At 75.8% G+C, this 23,386-nt stretch carries 22 protein-coding genes and 1 pseudogene; 14 read left to right on the top strand and 9 right to left on the bottom strand.

Going from position 1 to position 23,386, the window contains the following annotated elements; translation table 11 throughout:
- Positions 1-82 precede the first annotated feature (82 nt).
- Positions 83-1,564, top strand: a complete 1,482-nt coding sequence (locus PGN05_RS07090; protein WP_419751833.1) for an MFS transporter — start codon at positions 83-85, stop codon at positions 1,562-1,564.
- The gene (locus tag PGN05_RS07085) at positions 1,561-2,994 is read left to right on the top strand and encodes a M20/M25/M40 family metallo-hydrolase (protein ID WP_419751832.1); all 1,434 of its coding nucleotides are present in this window, start codon (positions 1,561-1,563) and stop codon (positions 2,992-2,994) included. Before PGN05_RS07090 ends, PGN05_RS07085 begins: the two co-directional genes overlap by 4 nt.
- An 82-nt stretch (positions 2,995-3,076) precedes the next feature.
- On the opposite strand, the gene PGN05_RS07080 is transcribed toward PGN05_RS07085, so the two are convergent.
- Positions 3,077-4,015, bottom strand: a complete 939-nt coding sequence (locus PGN05_RS07080) for a DUF5926 family protein (protein WP_419751831.1) — start codon at positions 4,013-4,015, stop codon at positions 3,077-3,079.
- An 89-nt stretch (positions 4,016-4,104) separates the two neighbouring features.
- On the opposite strand from PGN05_RS07080, the gene PGN05_RS07075 reads away from it, so the two are divergent.
- Together PGN05_RS07075 and PGN05_RS07070 are read left to right on the top strand one after the other, a co-directional pair.
- Positions 4,105-5,307 carry a cytochrome P450 gene (locus tag PGN05_RS07075; RefSeq protein ID WP_419751830.1) on the top strand — a complete coding sequence of 401 codons (1,203 nt, stop codon included), beginning with the start codon at positions 4,105-4,107 and terminating at the stop codon, positions 5,305-5,307.
- A 74-nt stretch (positions 5,308-5,381) separates the two neighbouring features.
- The gene (locus tag PGN05_RS07070; RefSeq protein WP_419751829.1) at positions 5,382-6,998 is read left to right on the top strand and encodes a long-chain fatty acid--CoA ligase; all 1,617 of its coding nucleotides are present in this window, start codon (positions 5,382-5,384) and stop codon (positions 6,996-6,998) included.
- Positions 6,999-7,032: 34 nt separating this feature from the next.
- Here PGN05_RS07070 and PGN05_RS07065 read toward each other — a convergent pair whose 3' ends face one another.
- Entirely contained in the window at positions 7,033-7,362 is a 330-nt protein-coding gene (locus PGN05_RS07065) for a rhodanese-like domain-containing protein (RefSeq protein WP_419751828.1), read from the bottom strand.
- 54 nt (positions 7,363-7,416) lie between these two features.
- On the opposite strand from PGN05_RS07065, the gene PGN05_RS07060 reads away from it, so the two are divergent.
- The 3 genes from PGN05_RS07060 to PGN05_RS07050 all read left to right on the top strand — a co-directional run bounded on the left by PGN05_RS07060 (position 7,417) and on the right by PGN05_RS07050 (position 10,268).
- Positions 7,417-7,917 carry a PH domain-containing protein gene (locus PGN05_RS07060; RefSeq protein WP_419751827.1) on the top strand — a complete coding sequence of 167 codons (501 nt, stop codon included), beginning with the start codon at positions 7,417-7,419 and terminating at the stop codon, positions 7,915-7,917.
- Between the two features lie 113 nt (positions 7,918-8,030).
- A complete protein-coding gene (locus PGN05_RS07055; protein WP_419751826.1) occupies positions 8,031-9,437 on the top strand; it encodes a PH domain-containing protein in 1,407 nt (468 codons plus the stop codon).
- A gap of 72 nt (positions 9,438-9,509) precedes the next feature.
- Positions 9,510-10,268, top strand: a complete 759-nt coding sequence (locus PGN05_RS07050; RefSeq protein WP_419751825.1) for a VOC family protein — start codon at positions 9,510-9,512, stop codon at positions 10,266-10,268.
- Here the strand turns inward: PGN05_RS07050 and PGN05_RS07045 are convergent.
- The 3 genes from PGN05_RS07045 to PGN05_RS07035 form a co-directional block, all read right to left on the bottom strand.
- On the bottom strand, positions 10,246-11,520 hold the full coding sequence (locus PGN05_RS07045; protein WP_419751824.1) for a glutamate mutase L: 1,275 nt from the start codon (positions 11,518-11,520) through the stop codon (positions 10,246-10,248). The two genes, PGN05_RS07050 and PGN05_RS07045, sit on opposite strands and share 23 nt — an antisense overlap.
- The gene (locus tag PGN05_RS07040; protein ID WP_419751823.1) at positions 11,517-12,617 is read right to left on the bottom strand and encodes a saccharopine dehydrogenase family protein; all 1,101 of its coding nucleotides are present in this window, start codon (positions 12,615-12,617) and stop codon (positions 11,517-11,519) included. The genes PGN05_RS07045 and PGN05_RS07040 overlap by 4 nt, the downstream gene beginning before the upstream one ends.
- Before the next feature lie 86 nt (positions 12,618-12,703).
- Positions 12,704-13,381 (bottom strand): response regulator, encoded by a 678-nt coding sequence (locus PGN05_RS07035; RefSeq protein WP_419751822.1) that lies wholly within the window; start codon positions 13,379-13,381, stop codon positions 12,704-12,706.
- A 70-nt stretch (positions 13,382-13,451) separates the two neighbouring features.
- Between PGN05_RS07035 and PGN05_RS07030 the strand changes: the two genes are divergently transcribed.
- From PGN05_RS07030 to PGN05_RS07020, 3 genes are all read left to right on the top strand, one after another.
- Positions 13,452-14,180, top strand: coding sequence for a sensor histidine kinase (locus PGN05_RS07030; RefSeq protein WP_419751821.1), 729 nt, complete (start codon positions 13,452-13,454; stop codon positions 14,178-14,180).
- Positions 14,181-14,286: 106 nt separating this feature from the next.
- Positions 14,287-15,147: a manganese catalase family protein gene (locus PGN05_RS07025; protein ID WP_419751820.1), complete on the top strand. Its 861-nt coding sequence runs from the start codon at positions 14,287-14,289 to the stop codon at positions 15,145-15,147.
- A gap of 125 nt (positions 15,148-15,272) precedes the next feature.
- Entirely contained in the window at positions 15,273-15,488 is a 216-nt protein-coding gene (locus PGN05_RS07020; protein ID WP_419751819.1) for a hypothetical protein, read from the top strand.
- Positions 15,489-15,743: 255 nt separating this feature from the next.
- Here the strand turns inward: PGN05_RS07020 and PGN05_RS07015 are convergent, their stop codons facing one another.
- A complete protein-coding gene (locus PGN05_RS07015) occupies positions 15,744-17,387 on the bottom strand; it encodes a cation acetate symporter (protein WP_419751818.1) in 1,644 nt (547 codons plus the stop codon).
- On the bottom strand, positions 17,380-17,760 hold the full coding sequence (locus PGN05_RS07010) for a DUF485 domain-containing protein (RefSeq protein ID WP_419751817.1): 381 nt from the start codon (positions 17,758-17,760) through the stop codon (positions 17,380-17,382). Before PGN05_RS07010 ends, PGN05_RS07015 begins: the two co-directional genes overlap by 8 nt.
- Before the next feature lie 159 nt (positions 17,761-17,919).
- Here PGN05_RS07010 and PGN05_RS07005 point away from each other — a divergent pair.
- A pseudogene (locus PGN05_RS07005) lies at positions 17,920-18,129 on the top strand (Rieske 2Fe-2S domain-containing protein); the annotation flags it as partial.
- Between the two features lie 233 nt (positions 18,130-18,362).
- Entirely contained in the window at positions 18,363-19,226 is an 864-nt protein-coding gene (locus tag PGN05_RS07000) for a hypothetical protein (RefSeq protein WP_419751816.1), read from the top strand.
- On the opposite strand, the gene PGN05_RS06995 is transcribed toward PGN05_RS07000, so the two are convergent.
- Positions 19,227-19,385, bottom strand: coding sequence for a hypothetical protein (locus PGN05_RS06995; RefSeq protein WP_419751815.1), 159 nt, complete (start codon positions 19,383-19,385; stop codon positions 19,227-19,229).
- Between the two features lie 113 nt (positions 19,386-19,498).
- On the opposite strand from PGN05_RS06995, the gene PGN05_RS06990 reads away from it, so the two are divergent.
- Positions 19,499-20,716: an MBL fold metallo-hydrolase gene (locus tag PGN05_RS06990; RefSeq protein ID WP_419751814.1), complete on the top strand. Its 1,218-nt coding sequence runs from the start codon at positions 19,499-19,501 to the stop codon at positions 20,714-20,716.
- 118 nt (positions 20,717-20,834) lie between these two features.
- Positions 20,835-22,388 carry a GAF domain-containing protein gene (locus PGN05_RS06985; RefSeq protein ID WP_419751813.1) on the top strand — a complete coding sequence of 518 codons (1,554 nt, stop codon included), beginning with the start codon at positions 20,835-20,837 and terminating at the stop codon, positions 22,386-22,388.
- A gap of 48 nt (positions 22,389-22,436) precedes the next feature.
- On the opposite strand, the gene PGN05_RS06980 is transcribed toward PGN05_RS06985, so the two are convergent.
- Positions 22,437-23,291, bottom strand: a complete 855-nt coding sequence (locus tag PGN05_RS06980; protein ID WP_419751812.1) for an Fpg/Nei family DNA glycosylase — start codon at positions 23,289-23,291, stop codon at positions 22,437-22,439.
- Between the last annotated feature and the right edge of the window lie 95 nt (positions 23,292-23,386).

The raw sequence follows: 23,386 nt of genomic DNA, 5'->3' as shown, positions 1-23,386 counted from the left end.
TGCACTGCGTCGCGGCGCGGCGCACCGGGCTACTACTGCCGGGTAACATCCGCCGACCGCGAACGGCCGGGAGGACCCACGGGTGGCGCGAGCAGGGACGGCGGGCGGCCGGGCGGGCCGCTCGACCAGCGGCCGGATCGGCCGGATCGGCGGCGGGCTGGTCGGCTGGCTGGTCGTCGTGGAGTTCACCAGCGGCGTCCTGCAGGGGTACTACGTGCCGTTGCTGACCGACCTCGCCCGGCACCTGGGCATCCACGACGCCGACGTCAACTGGCTCGAGGCCGCCCAGCTCATGCTGTCGGCGATCGCGGTGCCGGTCCTGGCCAAGCTGGGCGACCTGCACGGGCACCGCCGGGTCCTGCTGGTCTCCGCCGTCGTCACGGCGGTCGCCAGCCTCGCGCTGGCCGTCGCGCCGACGTTCCCGCTGTTCCTCGCCGCCTGGGCGGTGCAGGGCTGCTACGTCGCCTGGCTGCCGCTTCAGGTGGCGCTCATCCACGCCCGCTCGCGCGGCGTCCCCGACCCGGCGGCCCGGACCCGGCGCGCGACCGGCGTCATCGTCGCGGCACTGCAGGCCGGCGCGATCGGAGGCGCCCTCGCCGGCGGGCAGCTGGGCGGCGCGCTGGACCTGACGGTCGTGCTGCTGGTCCCCGCGCTCCTGGTCGTGGGCGTGTGCGTCGTCATCGCGCTCCGCGTCCCCGAGAGCGAGGGGCGGACCAGCGGCGAGGTGGACACCGGCGGCGCGGTCCTGCTGAGCCTGGTGCTGCTCGTCGTCACCGGCGGGCTGACCCTCGTCCGGCTGGACGGCGACGCCGCGTGGCCGTGGCTGGTGACGGCGCTGGGCGTGCTGCTCGTCGTCCCCTTCGTGCGCTTCGAGCTGCGGCGGCCCGACCCCCTGGTGGACTTCCGCGTGCTGCGCAGCCCCTCGATGTGGCCGGTGCAGCTGACCGCCGCGCTGTTCGGCGTCAGCGTGCTGGGCGCGCAGGGGCCGCTGTCCACGTTCGCGCGGACCGACCCGGCGGTCTACGGCTACGGCCTGGGCCTGTCGACGAGCGCGGTGTCGATCGTCATCGGCGGGTACGTGGTCTCGATGCTCGCCGGTGCGGCCGGCTTCTCCCGCGTCTCGGCGCTGACCAGCCCGCGCACCACCCTCATCGGCGCGGCCACCCTCACCGGCACCGGCTACCTGCTCCTGGTGCCCTTCCACGGCTCCCTGGCGCAGGTCCTGGGCGCGATGGTGGTGGCCGGGCTGGGCTCGGGCGCCCTGGTCGCCGCCATCCCCGCGGCCGCCGCGGCCGCCGCGGTCCCGGGCCGCACCGCCGTGGCCACCGGGCTGACCAACACCACCAAGGTGCTCGGCGGCACGTTCGCCTCGGCCGCCTTCGCCCTCGCGCTGGCCTCCGACGTGCCCACGCTCGCCGACGGCACCGAGGGCACGGCGGGGTCCCTGTCGGGCTACGTCACCGTCTGGGTCATCTGCGGGGTCACCGCCCTCCTCGCGGCCGTGGCGCTGCTCGTCGTCCCGCGGCTGGCGTTCTCCGACCCGCTGCCGGGGCCGGTCGCGTGAGGGCCCGGCTGCTGCTGGCCGCCGCCGGGGTCGCGGCCGCGGCCGCCGCGCGCCGGGTGGCGCGCTTCCGGCCGGAGCCGGCCGACGTGGTCCCGGCCGACGCCACCGGCCTGGACGCCGACGCCGCGGCCGCCCGCCTGGGCGAGCTGATCCGCATCCCGACGATCTCCTCCCGGGACCCCGCGGCCGTGGACGGCGCGGCGTTCGCCCGGTTCCGCGACCGCCTCGCCGAGCTCTATCCGCAGGCGCACCGCGTGCTCGAGCGGCAGGTGCTCGGCGACGGCGCCCTGCTGTACCGCTGGCCCGGGGCGTCGCCCGAGCGGCCCCTGGTGCTCATGGCGCACTACGACGTCGTCCCCGTCGCGGGGCAGGACTGGGCGGAGGACCCGTTCTCCGGGCGGGTCGCCGACGGCTCCGTGCACGGCCGCGGCGCCATCGACGACAAGGGCTGCCTGGTCGCGGTGATGGAGGCGGTGGAGTCGCTGGCCGCGGCGGGCGTCGTCCCGCGGCGCGACGTCTGGTTGTCCTTCGGCCATGACGAGGAGGTCGCCGGCGTCGGGGCCCCGCTGGCCGTCGAGGAGCTGCGGCGGCGCGGCGTGCGGCCGTGGGCGGTCGTCGACGAGGGCGGCGCCGTCGTCCAGGGGGTGTTCCCCGGGGTCCCCGGCCCGGTCGCGGTCGTCGGGCTGGCCGAGAAGGGCCTGCTGGACGTCGAGCTGACGACGTCCGACCCCGGCGGGCACGCCTCCGCGCCGCTGCCCGGCGGAGCTCCCGCCCGCCTGGCCCGCGCCATCGTGCGGATCGACGAGTCACCGTTCCCGCCGCGCCTGGACGACGTCGTCCTCGCGATGGTCGACGCGGCCGGCCGGGCCGCGACGCCGGTCCACCGGGCGGTGTTCGCCCACGCGCCGCTGCTGCGCCCGCTCCTGGCCCGCGTGCTGGCCGCGGCGAGCCGGGAGGCCAACGCGCTGGTGCGCACCACGGTCGCCATCACCCGGCTGGAGGGCAGCGCCGCGGCCAACGTGCTGGCCACCCGGGCGACGGCGCACGCCAACATCCGCATCGCGCTCGGGGAGACGGTCGCCTCGACCCTCGAGCGCCTGCGGCGGGTGGTGGACGACCCCTCGGTGCAGCTGCGCGTGGTCTCCGGGTCCGATCCGTCACCGGTGTCCCGCGCCGACAACGAGGCCTTCGCCGCGCTGGCCGCGTCCGTGCGGGCGGTCTACCCGGACGCGGTCGTGGCGCCGTACGTGATGGTGCAGGCCAGCGACGCGCGGCACTTCTGCGCGCTGTCCGACAGCGTCTACCGCTTCATGCCCTTCGACCTGTCAGCGGCGGAGCTGGCCACGCTGCACGCCGCCGACGAGCGGATCTCCGTCGCCGCCCTGCACCGCGGCGCCTGCTTCTACCGCCACCTCATCCAGCAGCTCTGACCCCGGCTCCCCCGTCGGTTCCCGTGACAACCGACGGATCCTCCCCGTCAGTTTCCGTGAGAACCGACGCCGGGGTCCTCGCTCAGCGGAGGGTGACCTGGCGGGACAGCAGCCCGGCGCGGGCGCGGCGCTCGTCGGCGGTCAGCGGGTCGGTCGCGCCCAGCGCCTGCTCGAGGCGGGCCTGGAACTCGGTCGCCGGACCGGTCCAGTCGGTGGACGGCGCGTCGGCCGGGAGGTCCCACACCGGGACGACGAGGCCGTGCGCGCGGAAGGCGCCGGCGTAGCGGGTGCCCTCCCCGAGGGTGACCTGCTCGGCGGCCCGCAGCCGGGCCAGCGCGTCGAGCAGCCGCTCCTCGGGCTCCGGGCGCACCCAGCGCAGGTGGGCGCGCTCGGCGCCGGGCCGCACCCAGTACGCGGCGCCGAGGCCCGGCAGCAGCTCGGTGGGCAGCACGGCGGCGTTGGCCTGCTCCAGCCCGGCGTGCGCCGCGGGACCGGCGTCGGTGCCCTCCAGCCAGAAGCCGAAGTCCGGGTGCACGGTCACCTCGAACGGGGCCTCGAGGTCCAGGAGCTCCTGCAGCCGGGGGCCAGCCGAGCCCGCGCCGCCGATCGGGCCGGGGTCGACCGGTGCGCCGGCGGGCGCCTCCAGCGCCGCGGCCAGCGCCGTCCCGAGGTCGCGGCTGACGTCGTCGGACGACGTCTGCAGCTGGACGCCGAGCAGGATCTCCCCGTTGGCGCGGACCAGCGCCGGCGCGCCACCCGGCAGCACGCTGGCCAGGGTGACGTCGCGGCCGTCCGCCGTCCGCAGCGGCACCGTCGCAGCCGGCACCAGCTCGCGCAGCGCCACCCAGTGCGGCTCGCCCGGCAGGCCCTCGAAGGGCCGGGTGACCGGCGGCGCGTAGCCCGAGCCGTGGCAGTGCTTGTACCGGCGGCCCGATCCGCAGGGGCAGGGCGCCTTGGGGTTGACGCCGCCCTCGCTGGCGGCGGCGGCAGCGGGACGGCGGCGGGTCGTGGAGCGGGCCATGACCACGAGCCTAGGTGGCCCCCACGCGGGGCCGGTGCCGAGCCCGCGAGGCGGGAGGAGGACGGGGGTCCTCTCTCTAGGCTCCCCCGGTGGCCGCCGCTCCGCTCGACCTCACGGACCCCGCCGTCGTCGCCGACCCCTACCCCGCCTTCGCGCGGGCCCGGGCACTGGCGCCGGTGCAGTGGCACGAGGGCCTGGGCCTGTGGCTGGCCTTCACCCACGCCGAGGCCAACGCCGTCCTGCGGGACCGGCGGCTGGGCCGCATCTGGCGCGACGCGCAGCCGGCCGGGCGGTTCGGCAGCTTCAACCTCATCCACCGGAACGCGATCCTGGAGATGGAGCCGCCGTCGCACACCCGCCTGCGCCGGCTGATCAGCGCCGCGTTCGCCCGCGGGCACGTGGAGCGGCTGCGCCCCTGGGTCGAGGAGCTGGCGGGGCGGCTGGTCGACGGGCTGGTCGAGCGCTCGGGCGGATCCGAGCCGGTCGACGTCCTCTCCGGCATGGCCGAGCAGCTGCCGGTCGACGTCATCGCCGAGCTGCTCGGCGTGCCCGAGGCCGACCGGCCACTGCTGCGGCCGTGGTCGAACGCCATCGTGAAGATGTACGAGTACGGCCGGACGACGGCCGTCGAGGAGGCCGCGGAGCGGGCGGCCGCCGAGTTCGTCGCCTACCTGCGCGCGCTGGTCGCCGACCGCCGCCGGCACCTCGGCGAGGACCTGGTCAGCCACCTGGTCACGGTGCGCGACACCGAGGGCGACCGGCTCACCGAGGACGAGCTGGTCACCACCTGCATCCTGCTGCTCAACGCCGGCCACGAGGCGACGGTGAACGTCACCGGCAACGGGCTGCTGGCGCTGCTGCGGCACCCGGACCAGCTGGCCCGTGTCCGGGCCGACCGCGGCCTGCGCCCCGCGGCGATCGAGGAGCTCATGCGCTTCGACTCGCCGCTGCAGCTGTTCGAGCGGACCGCCACCGAGGACGTCGAGATGAGCGGCGTCCTCGTGCGCGAGGGGCAGAAGATCGCCGCGCTGCTGGGGGCGGCCAACCACGACCCCGCCGTCTTCGCCGACCCCGAGACCCTCGACGTCGGCCGCACCGACAACGCGCACATCTCCTTCGGTGCCGGCGTCCACTTCTGCATCGGCGCCCCGCTGGCCCGGGTGGAGCTGCAGGCCTCGTTCGGCGCCCTGCTCGACCGGACGTCGCGGCTGGAGCTGGGCGGCGAGCCGGTGCGGCGTCCGGAGTTCGTCATCCGCGGCCTGGCCCGGCTGCCCGTCGTCCTCGGCCGCTGAGCCGCCGGGCGCCGGCCCGGCAGCCGCGTACCGAGCGGTAGAAGGTGAGCGGGGTCACTGGCACGATCCAGCCCATGCGTGGGCTCATGCAGGACTACCCCCTGACCATCGATGCGATCTTCCGGCACGTCGAGCAGCACTACGGCGACGGCACCATCGCCACCGCCGGCCCGAACGGGATCACGCGGGCGACCTACGCGGAGTGGGCCGACCGCACCCGGCGCCTGGGCGGGGTCCTCGACACGCTGGGCATCAGCGCCGACGGCCGGGTGGGCACGTTCGCGTGGAACAGCCAGCGGCACCTGGAGCTGTACTTCGCCGCGCCGTCCAGCGGCCGGGTGCTGCACACCCTCAACGTCCGGCTGTTCCCCGAGCAGCTGACCTACATCGCCAACCACGCCGAGGACGAGGTCGTCTTCGCCGACCGCACGGTGCTGCCGCTGCTGTGGCCGCTGATCGACACGATGACGACGGTCAAGCACGTCGTGGTCATGGACGACGGCGGCGACAACGAGATCCCCGACGACCCGCGGGTGCTGGACTACGAGACGCTCCTGGCCGAGGCCTCCCCCGTCGACTTCCGCGTCGACGACGAGTGGCGGGCCGCCTCGATGTGCTACACGAGCGGCACCACCGGCAACCCCAAGGGCGTCGTCTACACGCACCGCTCGACCTGGCTGCACACCATGGGCGTGACGGCGCCCAACGCCTTCGGCCTGGGCATCCGCGACGTCGCCATGCCGGTCGTCCCGATGTTCCACGCCAACGCCTGGGGCATCGCCCAGGCCGCGCCGGCCGCCGGCGCCTCGCTGGTCATGCCCGGGTCGATGATGCAGCCGAAGGCGCTGGCCGACCTCATCGTCGAGGAGGGCGTCACCTTCACCGCCGGCGTCCCGACGATCTGGCAGGGCGTGCTGCCGCACCTGGCCGGCCGGGAGCACCGGCTGCGCGAGATCGGCTGCGGCGGCTCGGCGGTGCCGCGGGCACTGTCGGAGGCCTACCGGGAGCAGGTCGGCCTGGCGATCCTGCAGGCGTGGGGCATGACCGAGACCCATCCGGTCGCCTCCTCCGGCATCCTCCCGCTCCGGTTCGCCGACGCCGACGCCGACACCCAGGCCGCCCAGCGGGCCCGCGCCGGCATCCCCTTCCTCGGCGTCGAGGCCCGGATCGTCGACGCCGAGACGCTCGAGCCCCAGCCGTGGGACGACCAGGCCACCGGCGAGCTGCAGGTCCGCGGCCCGTGGTGCGCGCAGGACTACTACAACCCCGACGCCGGCGTGGAGCTGACCACGCCCGACGGCTGGATGCGCACCGGGGACGTCGCCGCGATGGACGCGCACGGCTCCATCCGGATCGCCGACCGCACCAAGGACCTCATCAAGTCCGGCGGTGAGTGGATCAGCTCGGTGGACCTGGAGAACGCGATCATGAGCCACCCGAAGGTGAAGGAGGCCGCGGTCGTCGGCATCCCGCACCCGAAGTGGGACGAGCGTCCGCTGGCCTGCGTCGTGCTCGAGGAGGGCGAGGACATGTCGGAGGACGAGGTGCTCGAGCACCTCAAGCCGCAGGTCGCCAAGTGGTGGCTGCCGGACGCCGTCGCGTTCATCGACGAGGTCCCCAAGACCAGCGTCGGCAAGTTCTCCAAGAAGGACCTGCGCGCCCGGTTCGCCGACTTCGAGCCGAGCAGCTGACGGGGGACCCCTCGCCGGCGCCCGGGCAGGGGGCCTAGCGGACGAAGGGGGGCCGGCCGGTCTCGCTCACCATGGGCCGGCCGGCCGCCTCCCACCCGCCCATCCCGTCGCCGACGTTGACCGCGTCGAAGCCGTTGGCGTTCAGCCACGCGGCGACCCGCGCGGAGCGGCCGCCGCTGCGGCAGGCGATGTACAGCAGGTCGGCCTCGGGTACCTCGTCCAGGCGGGCCGGCACCTCCCCCATCGGGATGTGGGTCGCGCCGTCGATGTGGCCGTACACCCACTCGTCCTCCTCGCGGACGTCGAGGACGGCGGCGTCCTCGGGGACCTCGCTCGCGGAGACGGTCGGGACCTGGAACGGCATCACGTCTCCATGATGCACGGGGCCGCGGGTTCCCCGGCTGCGAGGATGGGGGTGATGAGCGCCTCTCCCGTCCGTGACCCCGCCTGGTCGCTGTCCCGCTCGGCGATCGGCCTGTGGGTGACCGAGGGGGTGCTGGGCACGCTGTTCTACGGCCTGCTGGTCGCGGCCTTCGTCCTGTTCGTCCCCGTCGGCGGGCCGGTCCCCGTGCTGCGGTGGGTGTTGCCGGTCCTGGTGGCCTGCTACGCGGTCGTCGCCGTCGGCATCCGGCCGTGGTTCCGCCACCGCGTGCACCGCTGGGAGGTCACCGACGAGGCGGTCCACACCCTCACCGGCTGGCTGACCCGCACCTGGACGCTGGTGCCCATCTCCCGCATCCAGACCGTCGACGTCACCCGCGGGGTGCTGCAGCAGCTGTTCGGCCTGGCCACGGTCGCGGTCCTCACCGCCTCCAGCCAGGGCACGGTGCGCGTCTGGCACCTGGAGGCCGACGTCGCGCAGCGGGTCGCCGACGACCTCGCCCGCCGCGCCGAGCTGGTCCGCGACGAGGCGACGTGAGCGCACGGGGAGGGCGGCACCGCAGCGGGGGACGGGCGCGGAGCGGACCCGGCGGCACGGGGACCGGGGTCCCGTCGCGAGCGGGACGGCGGACCTCACCCCGGATCGTCCTGGTGCACACCGCCACGTTCCGGCAGGCCCGCCAGCTCGTGCCGGCGCTCATCCCGATCGCGGCGGTCACCGGTTTCGACGACGGGCGGACGACGATCGTCGTCCTGGTGGCGGCCATCACCGCCCTGTCGCTGCTGGCCGCCGCGCTCACCTGGTGGCGGTTCAGCTACGCCGACGGGCCGACGGCGATGGTCGTGACCCGGGGCCTGCTGGCGCGGTCGGTCCGCACCGTGCCGAACGACCGGATCCGGGGGGTCGAGGTCGAGACGCCGCCGCTGCACCGGCTGTTCGGGCTGGTCCGCCTGCGCATCGACGCCGCCGCCGGCTCGGTGGGCGTCAGCGAGGAGGAGCTGGTCGTCGACGGCGTCCCGCGCGCCGAGGGCGACCGGCTGCGGGAGCGGCTGCTGGCCGGCCGCGCGGTCCGACCGGACGACGGCGTGGCGCCGGAGGCGCCGGCCGAGGAGGTCATCGCCCGCTTCGACCCCCGCTGGCTGCTGTACGCGCCGCTGGTCGGCAGCTACCTCGTCGTCCCGGTGGCCGCCGTCGGCACCCTGTTCCGGTTCCTCGACGAGCTGCCCGACGGGCTGCTGCCGGACGTGGACGGCCCCGACCTCTCCGACACCCAGCTGGTGGTGGGCGCGGCGGTGGTGGCCCTCCCGCTGCTCGCGCTCGCCGCGGTGGTGGGGGCCGCGGTGGTGAACTGGGGGTTCCGGCTGGTGCGGCGCGGTGGGTCCCTCGTCGCCGTCCGCGGCCTGCTCACCCGGCGGCACACGGAGCTGGAGGTCGACCGGATCCGCGGCGGCACCCTCAGCGAGGGGCTGGGGATGCGCTGGGTGCACGCGGCGCGGGTCAACGCGCTGGTCACCGGCCTCGGCCAGGCCCACCGCCGGGGGCAGCTGCTGCCGCTGGGCCCCCGGCCGGTCGCCGCGGCGCTGCTCACCCGGCTGGTCGAGGACCCGGGCCCCCTCCGGCCGCACCCGCCGGCCGCCCTCCGCCGGCGGCTGGTGCGCGCCGTCTCCGGTGGGCTGCTGGTGACCGCGGCCGGCGGGGTCGTCCTGAGCACGCTGGGCTGGTGGTGGCTCCTCGTCGCCGGCGGCCTGCTGACCGTGCTGGGCGTGCCCCTGGGGATCGGCCGCTACTCGGCCCTCGGCCACCGGGCCGGGCCCCGGTCGTTCAGCGTCCGCAGCGGCTGGCTGGTCCGGGAGCAGGCGGTGCTGCAGCGCCGCGCCGTCGTCGGCTGGCAGGTGCGGCAGAGCGTGTTCCAGCGGCGGATGGGGCTGGCCACCGTGGTGGCCTGCGTGGGCGCCGGCAGCGGCGGCTACGCGGCGGTGGACATGGCCGCCGACGAGGTCGCCGCCTTCACCGCGGCCGCGTCGTCGGGCACCTGGGCCGGCGCCCTCGCCGGCTGAGCACCGGCCCCGGTCGCCCGGGATCGTCGGTGGCCGGCCCTACGGTCGTGCTCCCCGCGAGAGGAGAACCGCATGCCCGACGTCGACGGCAACCAGCCCCTCGGGACACCGACCTGGATCGACCTCGCCGTCCCCGACCTGCAGCCGGCGCTGGACTTCTACGGCGCGGTGTTCGGCTGGGAGTTCCGGATCGGGCCGGAGGAGTACGGCTCGTACACGACCTGCCTGCTGCGCGGCCGCCCGGTCGCGGCCGTGTTCGTCGACGCCGAGCGCACCCCGGCCTGGGACGTGTATCTGGCGACGCCGGACTGCGACGACACCACCGCCCGCGCCCGGGAGGCCGGGGCCGCGGTGCTCGAGGAGCCGACGGACGTCATGGCCCAGGGGCGGATGGCGATGCTGCGCGACCCGGTCGGCGCGCGCGTCGGGCTGTGGCAGGGCCGCGACCACGTGGGCTGCCAGGTGGTCAACGAACCCGGCGCGCTGGTCCGCAACGACCTGGTCACGCCCGACCCCGGGCCCGCCCGGCGGTTCTACGCCGAGGTCTTCGGGTTCACCCTCGACGGCAACCCCGACCTGCCCGGGTTCGACTTCACCTTCCTGCGCCGTCCCGACGGCCACGAGGTCGGCGGCGTCCTGGGGCTGCCCGACGCGGCGGGCTCCGCCTGGGGCACGGCCCTCGAGGTGGCCGACGCCGACGAGACCGTCCGCCGCGCCCTCGGGGCCGGGGGCCGGTCACCGGGGGTGGAGGCGTTCGTCTACGGGCGGATGGCCACGGTCGTCGACCCGTTCGGCGCGGAGTTCTCCGTCATCGCGCGGCCGGCGAGCTGACCGGCTCCGCCCCCGCCAGGCCGGTGACCAGGCCGGCCGCCGCCTCCGGGTGCTCCCCGGTCAGCAGGCCCGCGGCCGCCAGCACGTACCGGCGGTCGACGACGACGGTCGCGTCGGCCAGCACGCCGCCGGCGCCGCCGCGGTCGGCGCCGATGCGGGCTCCCGCCGCCGCCAGCGCCGGCCGGTCGGCGTGCCGGAACACCCCGCCGGAGAGGACGACGAGACCGGCGCCGCGCGCGCCCGCACCGCCGGGACCGTAGGCGGCCTCGGCGCGCAGGTGCCGGCGCAGGGCGATGGTGGCCGCCGCGACGCCGAGGTCGAGCGGCTCGTCCCCGGTCACCGGCACGTCCTCCGCCGCGGCCGCCGCGCGGAGCGCCCCGGCGCTCGCGGCCACCCCGAGGTCCCCCTCGACGGTGCGCCGCGCCGCGGGCACGCCGACCGCCTCGCGGCCCAGGGACGCCTGCTCGGCGTCGGGGTCGGGGACGCAGTACACGTCGGTGGTCGCGCCGCCGACGTCCACCACGACCACGCCCGGTGCGGGCTGCCCCGACCGGGCGGCCGCCAGTGCGGTCACCCCGGCCAGCACGGCGTCCGGCGTCACGGTGCGCACCCACTCGGCCAGCCGCGGGTCGGTGGAGAGCCGGTCGCCGCCGATGACGTGCCGCAGGAAGACCTCCCGGATCGCCGCGCGCGCCGAGTCGGGGGCCAGCCGGCCGATGTCGGGCAGCACGTTGTCGGCCGCCGTGACCGGCACCCCGCCGGCCCGCAGCACCGCCGCCACCTCGTCCCGGACGGCGGTGTTGCCCGCCAGCACGACCGGGACGGACCCGTCCACACCGGCGAGCGCGGCCGCGTTGTGCCGCAGCACCGACGCCTCGCCGCCGTCGGTGCCGCCGGCCAGCAGCACGACGTCGGGCGCCGACCGCGCCAGCGCCTCCAGCGCGCCGTCGTCGAGGGGGCCGGCGGCCACGTGCACGACCCGCGCCCCGGCCGACAGCGCCGCCCGGTGCCCGGCCTCGGCGCTGATCAGCTCCTCGTAGCCGACCACGGCCAGCCGCAGCCCGCCGCCGGCGCTCGAGCAGGCCACCACCGGCACGTCGGGGAACCCGGCGGTGGCGGCGAGCACCCCGCGGACGACGTCCGCCGGGTCGGTCGGGGCCTGCGCGGTGGCCAGCAGCTCCCCGGTGGGCAGCGCCACGAGCGCGGCCTTCGTCCAGGTCGACCCGATGTCCACGCAGGCCAGGGCGCTCACGCCCGCGCCAGCCCCGCCTCCGCGGCGCCGGCGGTGAGCGCGTCCAGCCCGAAGGCCTGCACCGGCCCGAGCGCGCCGGCGTCGCGGGCGCCGTGCGCCGCGGCGTGGGTGGCGCCCCACGCGAGCAGCGCCGCGGTGAGGCCGTAGGGCTCGGGCCCGGCCAGCTCCACCCGGCTGACCAGCGCACCGGCCCGGTCGCGGACCTCGGCCACGGTGCGGGTGCGGGCCTCGGCCAGCGTCCGCGCGGAGGGGCCCTCGGCGACCCGGCGTCCGGCGAGGGCGGCCAGCCGCCGCGTGCCGGCGCGGGCCAGCGGCAGCCGGCCCGCCACGTCCGACAGCGGCGCCAGCCGGTGCGCGACGGGGGTGAGGGGGCCGAACCAGTCCAGGGCGACGCCGACCTCGCGCAGGCCGGGGGCGAGGTCGGGCAGGGTGAGGTGCTCGGCGCCGCCGATGGACAGGCCCCGGCGCGGCCGGCCGGCCGCCTCGAACCGCCACAACCGGCGCCCGGCGACCTCCTCGCGCAGCGCGCCGCCGGTGTAGGCGAAGCCGGGCTCCAGCAGGACGCCGAGCAGCGAGACCAGCGTGCCTCGGGAGAACGCCTGCCCCGACGTGCCGTCGAGCGCGTAGCCCACGTCGACGCGGTGCGCCCGGTCGCCGGCCTCGGTGAGCGCGAGCGCGCCGGCGAGGGCGCCGGGCACGTAGTCCAGCCCGAAGGCGGGCACGAGCGCGGCACCGGTGACCGCCGCCCGGGGACCGGCCCGCTCGAACACCCGCCGCAGGAACGGCGGCTCGCCGGTCGAGTCCAGGTACACCGCGCCGGCGGCCACGGCCGCCTCCACGGCCGGCCAGCCCAGCCGGAGGAACGGGCCCACGGTGGTGACCAGGACGTCGCCGTCGCCGAGCAGGGCGCGGACGGAGGCGGGGTCGGAGGCGTCGGCGCGCGCCGTCTCCAGGCCACCCAGCCGCTCGGCCAGCGCCGCCAGCCGGCCCGGGTCCCGCCCCGCGAGCACGGGACGGGCACCGCGCGCGACCAGCGCCTCCGCCGTCCGGCGCCCGGTGTACCCGGTCGCGCCGAACAGGACGATGCGTGCGCTCACCCCGGCGACCCTAGCCGCGACTGTCGATCACCGTTGCGGGTAGCGGGGCAGGGATGACCACCGACGCGCACGCGTTCCGGAGGTCCTCACTGCGCCGCGCCGCGGCCCAGGCCCACCCGGCCGGCCAGCGCGGCCGCCTCGACCCGGGTGGCCACCCCGAGGCTGCGGAGCAGGGCGGCGACCAGCCGTTTGGCGGTCCGGTCGGACACGTGCAGCGTCGTGGCGATCTCCATCGTGCCGGCGCCGTCGGCGACCAGCCGCCACAGCCGGCGCTCGTCCGCGGTGAGCCGGTCGGCGATGCCCTGCTCCCCGGTGGGGGCGGCGTCCTCCAGCAGCTTGCGGAGCAGGTCCTCGGGCAGCACCGACCAGCCGTCGAGGACGGCGAGCAGCGGGCGCACCAGCAGCTCCGGGTCGGCGGTCTTGGGCAGGAACGCCGCCGCCCCCGCGCGCAGGGCCTCGACCGCGGCGTCCGCCTCGGCCAGGCCCGAGAGGGCCACGACGCGCACCAGGGGGTCGGCGCGGCGGATGGCCGCGATCGCCCGCGTGCCGCCGGGCGGGGGCATGTGCAGGTCGACCACGGCGACGTCGGCGTGGTGCCGGCGCACCAGCGCGGCGGCCGCCGAGGCGTCATCCGTCGTCCCCACCACCCGCACCTGTCCGCCACTGACCACGGGCAGCAGCAGGGCGAGCCCGCGGCTGAACAGCGGGTGGTCGTCCACCAGGACCACATCGACCGGACGGCGCTCAGCACCGGCGTCGCTCATCCCCACCCCACTCCCCCTGGTCGCCGCGCCCTCCGGGGACTGCTGGCCGCATCGCACGTCGGAGGTGCCCATGACCCTGGCCGCCAACCCCTCTCCCCTGGTCCTGACGACGGGGCTGCTGCCCGCCCTGCGCCGCCTGGTGCGCGGTCGCCGCCGGCGTCCCGACCCGGCCGGCAGTGTCCGCCCGACCCCGCCCGAGGCCCTGGTCCGGGCGCTGTGTCACGACATGCGGACGCCGCTGGCCTCCCTGGAGACCCTGCTCGGCAGCCTGGGGCGGACCTCCGCCGACCCCGCCGAGGTGCTGGAGCTCGCCCGCGCGCAGACCGCGCACCTCTCCTCCATGCTGCGCACCGCCGACGCCACCGGCGGAGCGGCGCCGCGCACCGGGGCGGCCCGCCGGCTCGGGGACGTCGTCCGCGCGTCGATGGCCGCCTGCGGCCTGCCCGCCGGCCAGCTCACCGTCGTGCTCGGGGAGGGGGCGGAGCAGGTCGCGGTCGGTGACGCGCGCGTCCAGCGGATCCTCACCAACCTGATGGAGAACGCCCACCGGCACGGCGACGGCGCCGCCGTGCGGCTGGAGGTGACCCGCCGGGCGGGCTGGGTCGACCTGGCGCTGACCCAGGTCGTCGTCCGCCCCGAGCGGCTGCTGGGTCACCTGCGGACGCAGGAGCCGCCGGCCGACCTCACCGGCCTGGGCCTGTGGTCGGTGCAGCGGCAGACGCGCGAGCTCGGCGGTCATCTCGTGTGGGAGGGCAGCGGCGCGGCCCTGACGCTGCGGGTGCAGCTGCCCGACCGCTGAGGGATTGGCACCGGGGGGCCAGCGGTCGGCACCGGTGGGCCAGAGCGCGCGGGCAGATCCCTGGTGTCACCGCATCGGCGGTGGTCGCGACGACGAGGGAGAGCCCGTGTTCACGCACACCCACGCCCTGCAGTACGAGGCCAAGCCCGACGGCCCCGACCCGGACTTCGCGCGCAAGATGCAGGAGGTCCTCGGCGGTCAGTGGGGCGAGATGACCGTCGCCACGCAGTACCTGCTGCAGGGCTGGAACTGCCGGCTGCCCGGCAAGTACAAGGACCTGCTCCTGGCGATCGGCACCGAGGAACTGGCCCACGTCGAGATGATCGTGACGATGATCGACCGGCTGCTCGACCACATCCCGCTCAAGCCCGACGCCGCCGACCGCACCAAGGAGGCCGCCGCCGGGTACGGCCAGCACAACCCGCAGCACCCGATCGTCAACGGCGCGGGCGCCTCCTACATGGACAGCATGGGCAACCCGTGGACCGGTGCCTACGTCACCGCCAGCGGCAACCTGATGGCCGACTTCATGTACAACGCCACCGCCGAGATGCAGGGCCGGCTGCAGGTCGCCCGGCTCTACAACATGACCGACGACCCCGGCGTGAAGGACATGCTGCGGTTCCTCATCACCCGCGACCACTACCACCAGCAGCAGTGGCTGGCCGCGATCGAGGAGCTCAAGGACGACGGCCTCGAGGGCATCCCGGTGCCCGAGGCGTTCCCGCTGGAGGAGGAGGTCGGCGACCTCGGCTACACCTTCATCGACGCCTCCGACGGCCCCGAGGCCTCGGCCGGCCGCTGGGCGTCGGGCCCGTCGGTCGACGGTCGCGGCCAGTTCTCCGCCCGCCCGATCGAGGCGACGGCGGACGCCCCGATCCTGCCGCCCGGCGACCCGCGGCTGTTCCCGACGCCCCAGCAGCCGGGGCAGTCGTTCATCCAGAAGGCCAAGGACATGCTCAAGTGAGCGTCTGCTCGCCCCAGCACAGCAGCTGAGCCCGTCCCGTCCTGCGCCGTCGCCGCGCCGGCGACCGGGTCCGCACCGACCTGGCCGCCGGCCGGCGGGACGCCTCCCCCGCTGGAGGAAGCACCGTGCACCTGTCCCTCCCCGCCGTCCTGCTGACGGTGGTCTACGCCGCGGCGCTCGCCGTCGCCGTCACCGCACCCGGTGAGCACGCCCTCGCCGGCGTCGTCGTCCTCACCGGCCTGGTCTCCCGCTGGGCCGTGCGGCACCGCCGCGTCCACCGCGCACTCGCGGTGGACGCCGTCCTGACACCGGAGGCCGCCCCCGCCCGGGCCGTCGCCTGACCCCGCGCCGCCCCCGTCGGTTTCCGCGGAAACCGCCGCTCCACCCCGACGGTTTTCCGCGGAAACCGCCGCTCCACCCCCGACGGTTTCCGCGACAACCGCCGCTCAACGCACGAGGCGCGCGCCCCCGTACAGGGACGCGCGCCTCGGGGTGAGCCTGCGAAGGGTGGGGAGGACGGGGTCCCGCCTCGGCACCTGGCCGCCCTTCAGGGTCCCGCGCCGAGCCTGCGAGGCGTGGGGGGAAGGGCGGTCCTTTCAGTGCTGGACGGCCTTCTCCGCACCGATCCCGGTGAGCGCCCGCACCTCGAGCTCGGCCCACTTGTCCTCGTTCGGCTTCTCCTTGGACAGGACGGTGCCCAGCCAGCCGAGGAAGAACGACAGCGGGATGGACACCAGGCCAGGGTTGTTGAGCGGGAACCAGGAGAAGTCCACGCCCTGGATCAGCGACGTGCTCTTGCCGGTCGCCTCGACGATCGGCGCACCCGACACCACCGGCGAGAAGATGATGAGGACGATGCAGGCGATCAGCCCGCCGTACATCGACCACAGCGCACCCTGGGTGGTGAAGCGCTTCCAGAACAGCGTGTAGAGGATGGTCGGCAGGTTGGCCGACGCGGCGACGGCGAAGGCCAGCGCCACCAGGAAGGCGATGTTCAGCCCGGCCTGCAGCGCCAGGATGCCCAGCCCGATGGCGATCGCACCGATCACCACCGCGGTGATGCGGGCGACCCGCACCTCGCCGTTGGGCGGCACGTTGCCCTTCTTGATCACCGAGGCGTACACGTCATGGGCGAAGGACGCCGACGCGGTGATCGTCAGGCCGGCGACGACGGCGAGGATCGTGGCGAACGCGACGCCCGCGATGACGCCCAGCAGCACCGTGCCACCCAGCTCGAACGCCAGCAGCGGGGCCGCGGAGTTCACCCCGCCGGGCGCGCCCAGGACCGTCTCCGGGCCGACCAGCGCACCGGCGCCGTAGCCGATGACCAAGCTGAACAGGTAGAAGATGCCGATCAGCCAGATCGCCCAGACCACCGAGCGCCGGGCGTCCTTCGCCGTCGGCACGGTGTAGAAGCGCATCAGCACGTGCGGCAGGCCCGCCGTCCCGAGGACCAGCGCCAGGCCGAGCGAGACGAAGTCCAGCTTGGAGGTGCCCGTGGCGCCGTACTGCGCGCCGGGCGCCAGGACGTCGCGGCCGGCGACGGCGTTGTCCACCGAGCCGCCCAGCAGCGCGGACAGGTTGAACCCGAACTTCGCCAGCACCCACAGGGTCATGACCAGCGCGCCGGCGATGAGCAGCGAGGCCTTGATGATCTGCACGTACGTGGTGCCGCGCATGCCACCGACCAGCACGTAGATGATCATCAGCGCGCCGACGAGGACGACGACCAGCGCCTGGGCCGCCTCGCCGGTCACGCCGAGCAGCAGGGTCACCAGGCCCCCGGCGCCCGACATCTGGGCCAGCAGGTAGAACAGCGAGACCGCGAGGGTGGAGATGGCCGCCGCCGTCCGGACCGGGCCCTGCCGCATCCGGAAGGCCAGGACGTCGGCCATCGTGAACCGGGCGGTGTTGCGCATCAGCTCGGCGACCAGCAGCAGCGCCACCAGCCAGGCGACGAGGAACCCGATCGAGTACAGGAACCCGTCGTAGCCGAACACCGCGATCGCACCGGCGATGCCGAGGAACGAGGCGGCCGACAGGTAGTCGCCGGCGATCGCCAGACCGTTCTGCGTGCCGCTGATGTTGCGGCCGGCCGCGTAGTAGTCGGCGGCGCTCTTGTTGGTGCGGCTGGCCCGGAAGGTGATCACCAGCGTCACGGCCACGAAGACCGCGAAGATCGAGATGTTGACGGCCGGCTCGCCGATGGTGGCCGACTCGGCGGCGACGACCTCAGCCACGGGTGGCCTCCCGGGAGACGTCGGTGCCGCCCGAGGCGTACTCGTGGTGCTCCAGCCGGTCGCGCATCTCGTCGGCGATCGGGTCGGTCTGCTTGTTCGCGTGCGCCACGTACAGGTGCGTGATGACGAACGTGGTGAGGAACTGCGCGAGCCCCAGCAGGATCCCGATGTTCACGTTGCCGAAGACGTCGGTGGCCATGAAGTCCGGCGCGTAGGTCGAGAGCAGGACGTACAGCAGGTACCAGGTCAGGAACGCCACGGTCATGGGGAAGGCGAAGCGACGGAACCGCCGCCTGAGCTCGGTGAACTCCGGTGAGTTCTGCGCCTGCCGGTACTCCTCCGGTGTCAGCAACCTGCGTTCGGGTGGTGTCACGGTGCGTCCTCCCGTGTCGGACCGGTGACCAGCGGAATGGTGATCGCGGTCACTGTAGAGAGCGCTCCCGGCCGCCGTCTGCCCTTCGACACCGATCCGTGTCGCACAACCGCTCGACGGGCGTAACGGCACGGGAACGCGCAGCCGGTGCAATGGGTCATGGCTGCATCCGGAGGGACGTCGAGCGGGTGGTTCCCGGTGGCCCGCGCCGCCGAGGTCGGGACGAGGCCGGTGCCGGTCGGCGCCGGGGGACGCGCCTTCGTCGTCGTCCGCCTGCGCCCCGGGGGCGAGGTGAGCGCGTTCCCCGCCCGATGCCCGCACCGGCTGGTCCCCCTCACGGCCGGCCGCGTGGTCGAGGGGCGCCTGCAGTGCCCCCACCACGGCTGGCAGTTCGACGGCGAGGGCCGCTGCGTCGCCATCCCGTCACTGGGCGTCGAGGGGACGCCACCCCCACGCGCGGACCTCCCGGTGCCGTGGGCCGTGGACGAGCGGCACGGTTGGGTCTGGCTGGCACCCGAGCCCACCGCCGCCCCCGGCGGGCGCGCCCGGCCGCGACCACCTCCGTCGAGCCGGTCCCCGAGCCGCCGGCCCCGGAGGGGCCGGTGCTCGGCAACCTCGACCCCGCGCTGGAGTCCGCGTGGCACCCGGTGGCGCTCTCCCGGGAGCTGCGCCCGGGCGGCTGGCTGCAGGTGCGGCTGCTGGGCCGCACCTGGATGCTGCGCCGGACGGCGTCCGGGCTCGAGGTCGACCCCCCGGCGTTCGGCGTCCGGGAGCGGCTCGGCGTGGTGGAGCTGGCCCTCGCCGAGCCGCGGGACGTGCCCCTGGAGGTGCCCGAGGACGGCGACCGGCGGTTCGTGAGCACCTGGCTGCCGCCGGTGCGCTCTCCCGGCCCGGCCGGACCGCTGGCCGACACCTTCCTCGACGTCGCGCACGCACCGTTCGTGCACCGCCGCATCGGGGGCCCGCCGGGCGCCGCGGAGGTCGCCGCGTTCGCCGTGGTGCCCGAGGAGGGCGGGTTCCGCGCCGAGCTGGACCGGGCCTACGAGACACCGCACCACCCCGACGGCGTCGGCGGCCCGCCGGTGCACCGCCGGGCCACCTACACCTACCGGGCCCCGTTCCAGCTGCGGCTGCGGCTGGACTCGACCGACACCGGGGCGGTCACCACGGTGCTGTGCCTGCTGCAGCCGGAGGACGCCGACTCGACCCGCGTCTACACGCGCATGCTGATGTCGGCCGGCCCCGGCGAGCGGCTGCCCGGCCCCGAGGACCTCGCCCGCGAGGTGGCTCTCCAGCGCGAGGTCCTCGCGGAGGACCTCGCCCTGCAGGCGCTGCTGCCCGCCGAGGGGCTGCCGCTCGGCACCCGCGACGAGCTGCACGTGCGTGCCGACCGGCTCGGCGTGGCACTGCGGCAGGCGCTGTGCGACTTCGTCCGACCTGCTGCGCGGCTGCGGGGCGTGGCCTGATCAGTCCGCCGGCAGCGGCTCGCCGCACCCGGCGCAGCGGGTGGGCGGGTCCTCGTCGGCCAGGCGGCCGCAGGCGGGGCAGACCCGGGGCAGCCAGCAGGCCGGGTCGCCGCCCTCGGGCTCCGCGGGCGCACCGGGTGCGACGTCGTCGGAGGTCACCGCCGCATGATGCCGCGCCCGTCGCCGCCGCGCGCCCGACGCCCGCCCGCCGTCCCGCAGCCTCCCGGGGACCGTCGCGCCGCCGACCCGCCGCGGGCTGGGATGCTGGGGGCGTGCCGTCCCCCGCTGCCCGCCGCACCGCGCTCGCCGTCGTCGCCACCCTCGCCGGACCGGCCGCCTGGGTGACCCGCGCCGCCTGGGGACTGCCCACCGCGCTCGGCGCCAGCCGGCGGGCGGTGCGGCCGTACGTCGCGGGGTCGCCGCAGTTCTCCGGAGGCCGGTTCCACAACCGGGTGACCACCCCCTCGCTGCCCCCGGCCAGCGCCCGCCGCGGGCTGCTGCGCCAGATGCACGACGAGCGGCACACCGGGTTGCCGGCGCACCCGGTGCCGCTGGTGCGGCCGGAACTGCCCGCCGAGGCCGCCGAGCTCGCGGTCACCTGGTTCGGGCACTCCAGCGCGCTGGTCGAGGTCGACGGGCGCCGGGTGCTGGTCGACCCGGTGTGGGGCGAGCGCGTCTCCCCGTCGCCGCTGCTGGGCCCGACCCGGCTGCACCCCGCGCCGGCTCCGGTGACCGAGCTGCCGCGGGTGGACGCCGTGCTCCTCTCGCACGACCACTACGACCACCTCGACCTCCCCACGGTGCGCGAGCTGCTGCGCACCCAGACCGCCCCGTTCCTCGTGCCGCTGGGCATCGGTGCCCACCTGCGCGGCTGGGGCGTGCCGGAGGAGCGCATCGTCGAGCTCGACTGGGACGGCGTGGCCAGCGTCGCCGGGCTGACCCTCACCTGCACGGAGGCGCGGCACTTCTCCGGCCGCTTCTTCTCGCGCGACACCACGCTGTGGGCGTCCTGGGTCATCACCGGCCCCCGGCACCGGGTGTTCTTCGGCGGCGACACCGGCTACACCCCCGCCTTCGCCGGCATCGGCGCCCGGCTGGGCCCGTTCGACCTCACGCTGCTGCCGATCGGCGCCTACAACGACGCCTGGCAGTACATCCACATGACCCCCGAGGAGGCCGTTCGCGCGCACGGCGACCTCGGCGGCGGCCTGCTCGTCCCGATCCACTGGGCGACGTTCAACCTCGCCTTCCACCGCTGGGCCGAGCCGGTGCAGCGGCTGACCGCCGCGGCCCGGCGCTCGCAGGTGCAGGTCGCCGTGCCGCGGCCCGGTGAGCGGGTCGACGTCCTGGCGCCACCGCCGCTCGACGACTGGTGGACGGCGGTCGGCTCGGCCGCCGACGAGCCGCAGGAGGACGACGACGCCGGCGCGGGCAGCTCGGTGCTGGCGCGGGCGGCGTCCTGGCTGGTGGCGCGGCGCCAGGGGGACTGACGCGGCAATCCGGTCGCGTCCCACCTGATGGTGTCAAGTGGAACCGGTTCGGACTCAAGTGCGCGCGGACCCGGGACGAAGGTCCCCTCACACCGACAAGTGGAGGGACTCCAGTCTCATGCCGCTCTTCCCCCGTCGCGGCGCCCCCTCGGCGGCCGACGCGCAGGTCGCCGAGGCGCGGGCGAACGTCGAGGCGGTGTCCGCCGTGGTCCCCGCGCTCCTGGGTGCCACCACGACGGACGAGGCCGTCCGGACCGCCCTGGACCTCGTGCGCTCGCACTTCGGCTGGGCCTACGGGTCCCACTGGCGCCTCGACCCCACCGACCGGGCGCTGCACGTCGCGCAGGAGTCCGGGGACGCCGGCCCCGAGTTCCGCGAGGTCACCCGCACGGCGTCCTTCCGCGAGGGCGTCGGGCTGGCCGGCCGGGCGTGGCGGTCGCGCGACCTGGTCTTCGTCCCCGACCTCGGCCGGCTGGCCGACTGCGTGCGCGCGCCGGTGGCCCAGCGGGTCGGCGTCCGCTCCGGCATCTGCTTCCCCCTCCTGGAGGACGGCGTCGTCACCGGGACCATGGACTTCTTCGCCACCGAGACCCTGGAGCCCTCCGCGGAGCGGTTGGCCACCCTGCGCACCGTCGGCCTGCTGGTCTCCCAGGCGATCGAGCGGGTGTCCGCGGCCGCCCGCCAGGCCAAGGCGGCGGAGGACACCCGGGCGGTGAGCGACCTCCTCCGGGAGGTCACCTCCGCGACCACCCGGGAGGAGGCGACGGCCCGCGCGCTGCACACCATCCGCACGGGCTTCGACTGGGCCTACGGCTCCTACTGGGCCGTCGACCCGGCCGAGCGGGTGCTGCGCTTCGTCACGGAGTCCGGCGACGCGGGCCAGGAGTTCCGCGAGGTGACGCTGGCGGCCTCGTTCGCCGAGGGGGTCGGGCTGGCCGGCCGCGCCTGGCGCTCACGCGACCTGGTGTTCGTCGAGGACCTCGCCGAGGTGACCGACTGCGTGCGCGCGCCCGCGGCCCGGCGGGCCGGCGTCAAGTCGGGCGTCTGCCTGCCGATCGTGGTCGCCGGGGAGGTCGTGGGCACCCTCGACTTCTTCGCCACCCGGACGCTCGTCCTCGCCCCCGGCCGGGCCCAGGCGCTGCGCAGCGCCGCGTTCCTCCTCGCGCAGGCGCTGGAGCGGTTCGCGGCCGCGGAGCGGCTGGAGACCGCCGGCCGGGAGCTGCTGGAGTCGATCACCGAGGTCGAGCGCAACGTCCTGTCGGCCTCGTCCGTGGCCGGGAACGGACGGCGGCTGACGGCGGAGGCCGACCGCGAGGTCGCCGGCCTCGGCGGGTCGAGCACCGAGATCGGCAAGGTGGTCAAGGTCATCCGCGGCATCGCCGACCAGACCAACCTGCTGGCGCTGAACGCGACCATCGAGGCCGCCCGCGCCGGGGACGCCGGGCGCGGCTTCGCCGTCGTGGCCAACGAGGTCAAGGAGCTGGCGCTGGAGACCGCCCGGGCGACCAAGGACGTCGAGGCCAAGGTCGCGGGCATCCAGGGGCAGGTGGAGCGGGTCACCGGCGCGCTCACCGCGATCGCCGCCGTGGTGGAGAGCATCAACGAGACCCAGCAGGTGATCGGCGGCGTCCTGACCGAGCAGTCCGCGGTCACCCGGGACATCCTCAGCTGAAGGAGGCGGAGTCGCTCGATGCCGGTCTCTGCGCTCCAGCGACTCCGCTCAGCGCAGGAGCTTGGACAGCCGCCGGTCGGCCAGCGGCTTGCCGCCGGTCTGGCAGGTCGGGCAGTACTGCAGCGAGGTGTCGGCGAAGCTGACCTCGCGGACGGTGTCGCCGCAGACCGGGCACGGCAGCCCGGTGCGGGCGTGCACCTGCAGGCCCGAGCGCTTCTCGCCCTTCATGGTCGCCGCCTGCTGCCCGGCCTGGCGCTCGAGCGCGTCGGTGAGCGTGGCCCGCATGGCGTCGTAGAGGCGGATCACCTCGTCGTCGTTGAGCTTGTCGGCCATCTTGAACGGCGACAGCCGCGCGGCGTGCAGGATCTCGTCGGAGTAGGCGTTGCCGATCCCGGCGATCAGCGTCTGGTCGGTGAGCGCGCCCTTGAGCTGACCGGAGCGCCCGCCGAGCAGCGCGGCGAACTGCTCGCGGTCGACGGCGAGCGCGTCGGGACCCAGGCGGGTGATGCCGGGCACCTCGGCCGGCGTCCGGACGACGTAGACCGCCAGGCCCTTGCGGGTGCCCTGCTCGGTGAGGTCGAAGCCGTTCCCGTCCTCCAGGTGCACCCGCAGCGCCAGCGGGCCCTTGCCCGGCTTGGGCGGTGCGGTCGGCAGACCGGTGCGCCAGTGCAGCCAGCCCGCCCGGGCCAGGTGGACGACGAGGTGCAGCCCGGAGACGTCCAGGTCGAGGAACTTGCCGTGCCGGGTGACGCCGGTGAGCTCCAGCCCGCCGAGCGCGGACAGCGGCGGGTCGAAGGTCTTGATCGCCTGGACGGCGGCCAGGTCGACCCGCGTCACCACCTTGCCGACGGCGTTCTCGGCCAGGAACGCGGTCAGCGCCTCCACCTCGGGCAACTCGGGCACCCGGACATGATCCACCGAACCCGCGGCCCGCGCCGTCCCCGATCAGGGGGTTTCCGCTCCGGGATCCGTCGGTTTCCACGAAAACCGACGGGTCA

This window comes from Geodermatophilus sp. CPCC 206100, from assembly GCF_048569675.1.
GTDB lineage: Bacteria > Actinomycetota > Actinomycetes > Mycobacteriales > Geodermatophilaceae > Geodermatophilus.
The sequence above is the reverse complement of the archived record's forward strand: the minus strand, read 5'-3'. Positions and strand labels throughout refer to the sequence as shown.

Bases quoted from the DNA above. Each gene is read 5' to 3' on its own strand.
- PGN05_RS07070 (WP_419751829.1), top strand. From the start codon at position 5,382: ATGCGTGGGCTCATGCAGGACTACCCCCTGACCATCGATGCGATCTTC.
- PGN05_RS07030 (WP_419751821.1), top strand. From the start codon at position 13,452: ATGACCCTGGCCGCCAACCCCTCTCCCCTGGTCCTGACGACGGGGCTG.
- PGN05_RS07065 (WP_419751828.1), bottom strand. From the start codon at position 7,362: ATGCCGTTCCAGGTCCCGACCGTCTCCGCGAGCGAGGTCCCCGAGGAC.
- PGN05_RS07060 (WP_419751827.1), top strand. From the start codon at position 7,417: ATGAGCGCCTCTCCCGTCCGTGACCCCGCCTGGTCGCTGTCCCGCTCG.
- PGN05_RS07050 (WP_419751825.1), top strand. From the start codon at position 9,510: ATGCCCGACGTCGACGGCAACCAGCCCCTCGGGACACCGACCTGGATC.
- PGN05_RS06985 (WP_419751813.1), top strand. From the start codon at position 20,835: ATGCCGCTCTTCCCCCGTCGCGGCGCCCCCTCGGCGGCCGACGCGCAG.
- PGN05_RS07080 (WP_419751831.1), bottom strand. From the start codon at position 4,015: ATGGCCCGCTCCACGACCCGCCGCCGTCCCGCTGCCGCCGCCGCCAGC.
- PGN05_RS07035 (WP_419751822.1), bottom strand. From the start codon at position 13,381: ATGAGCGACGCCGGTGCTGAGCGCCGTCCGGTCGATGTGGTCCTGGTG.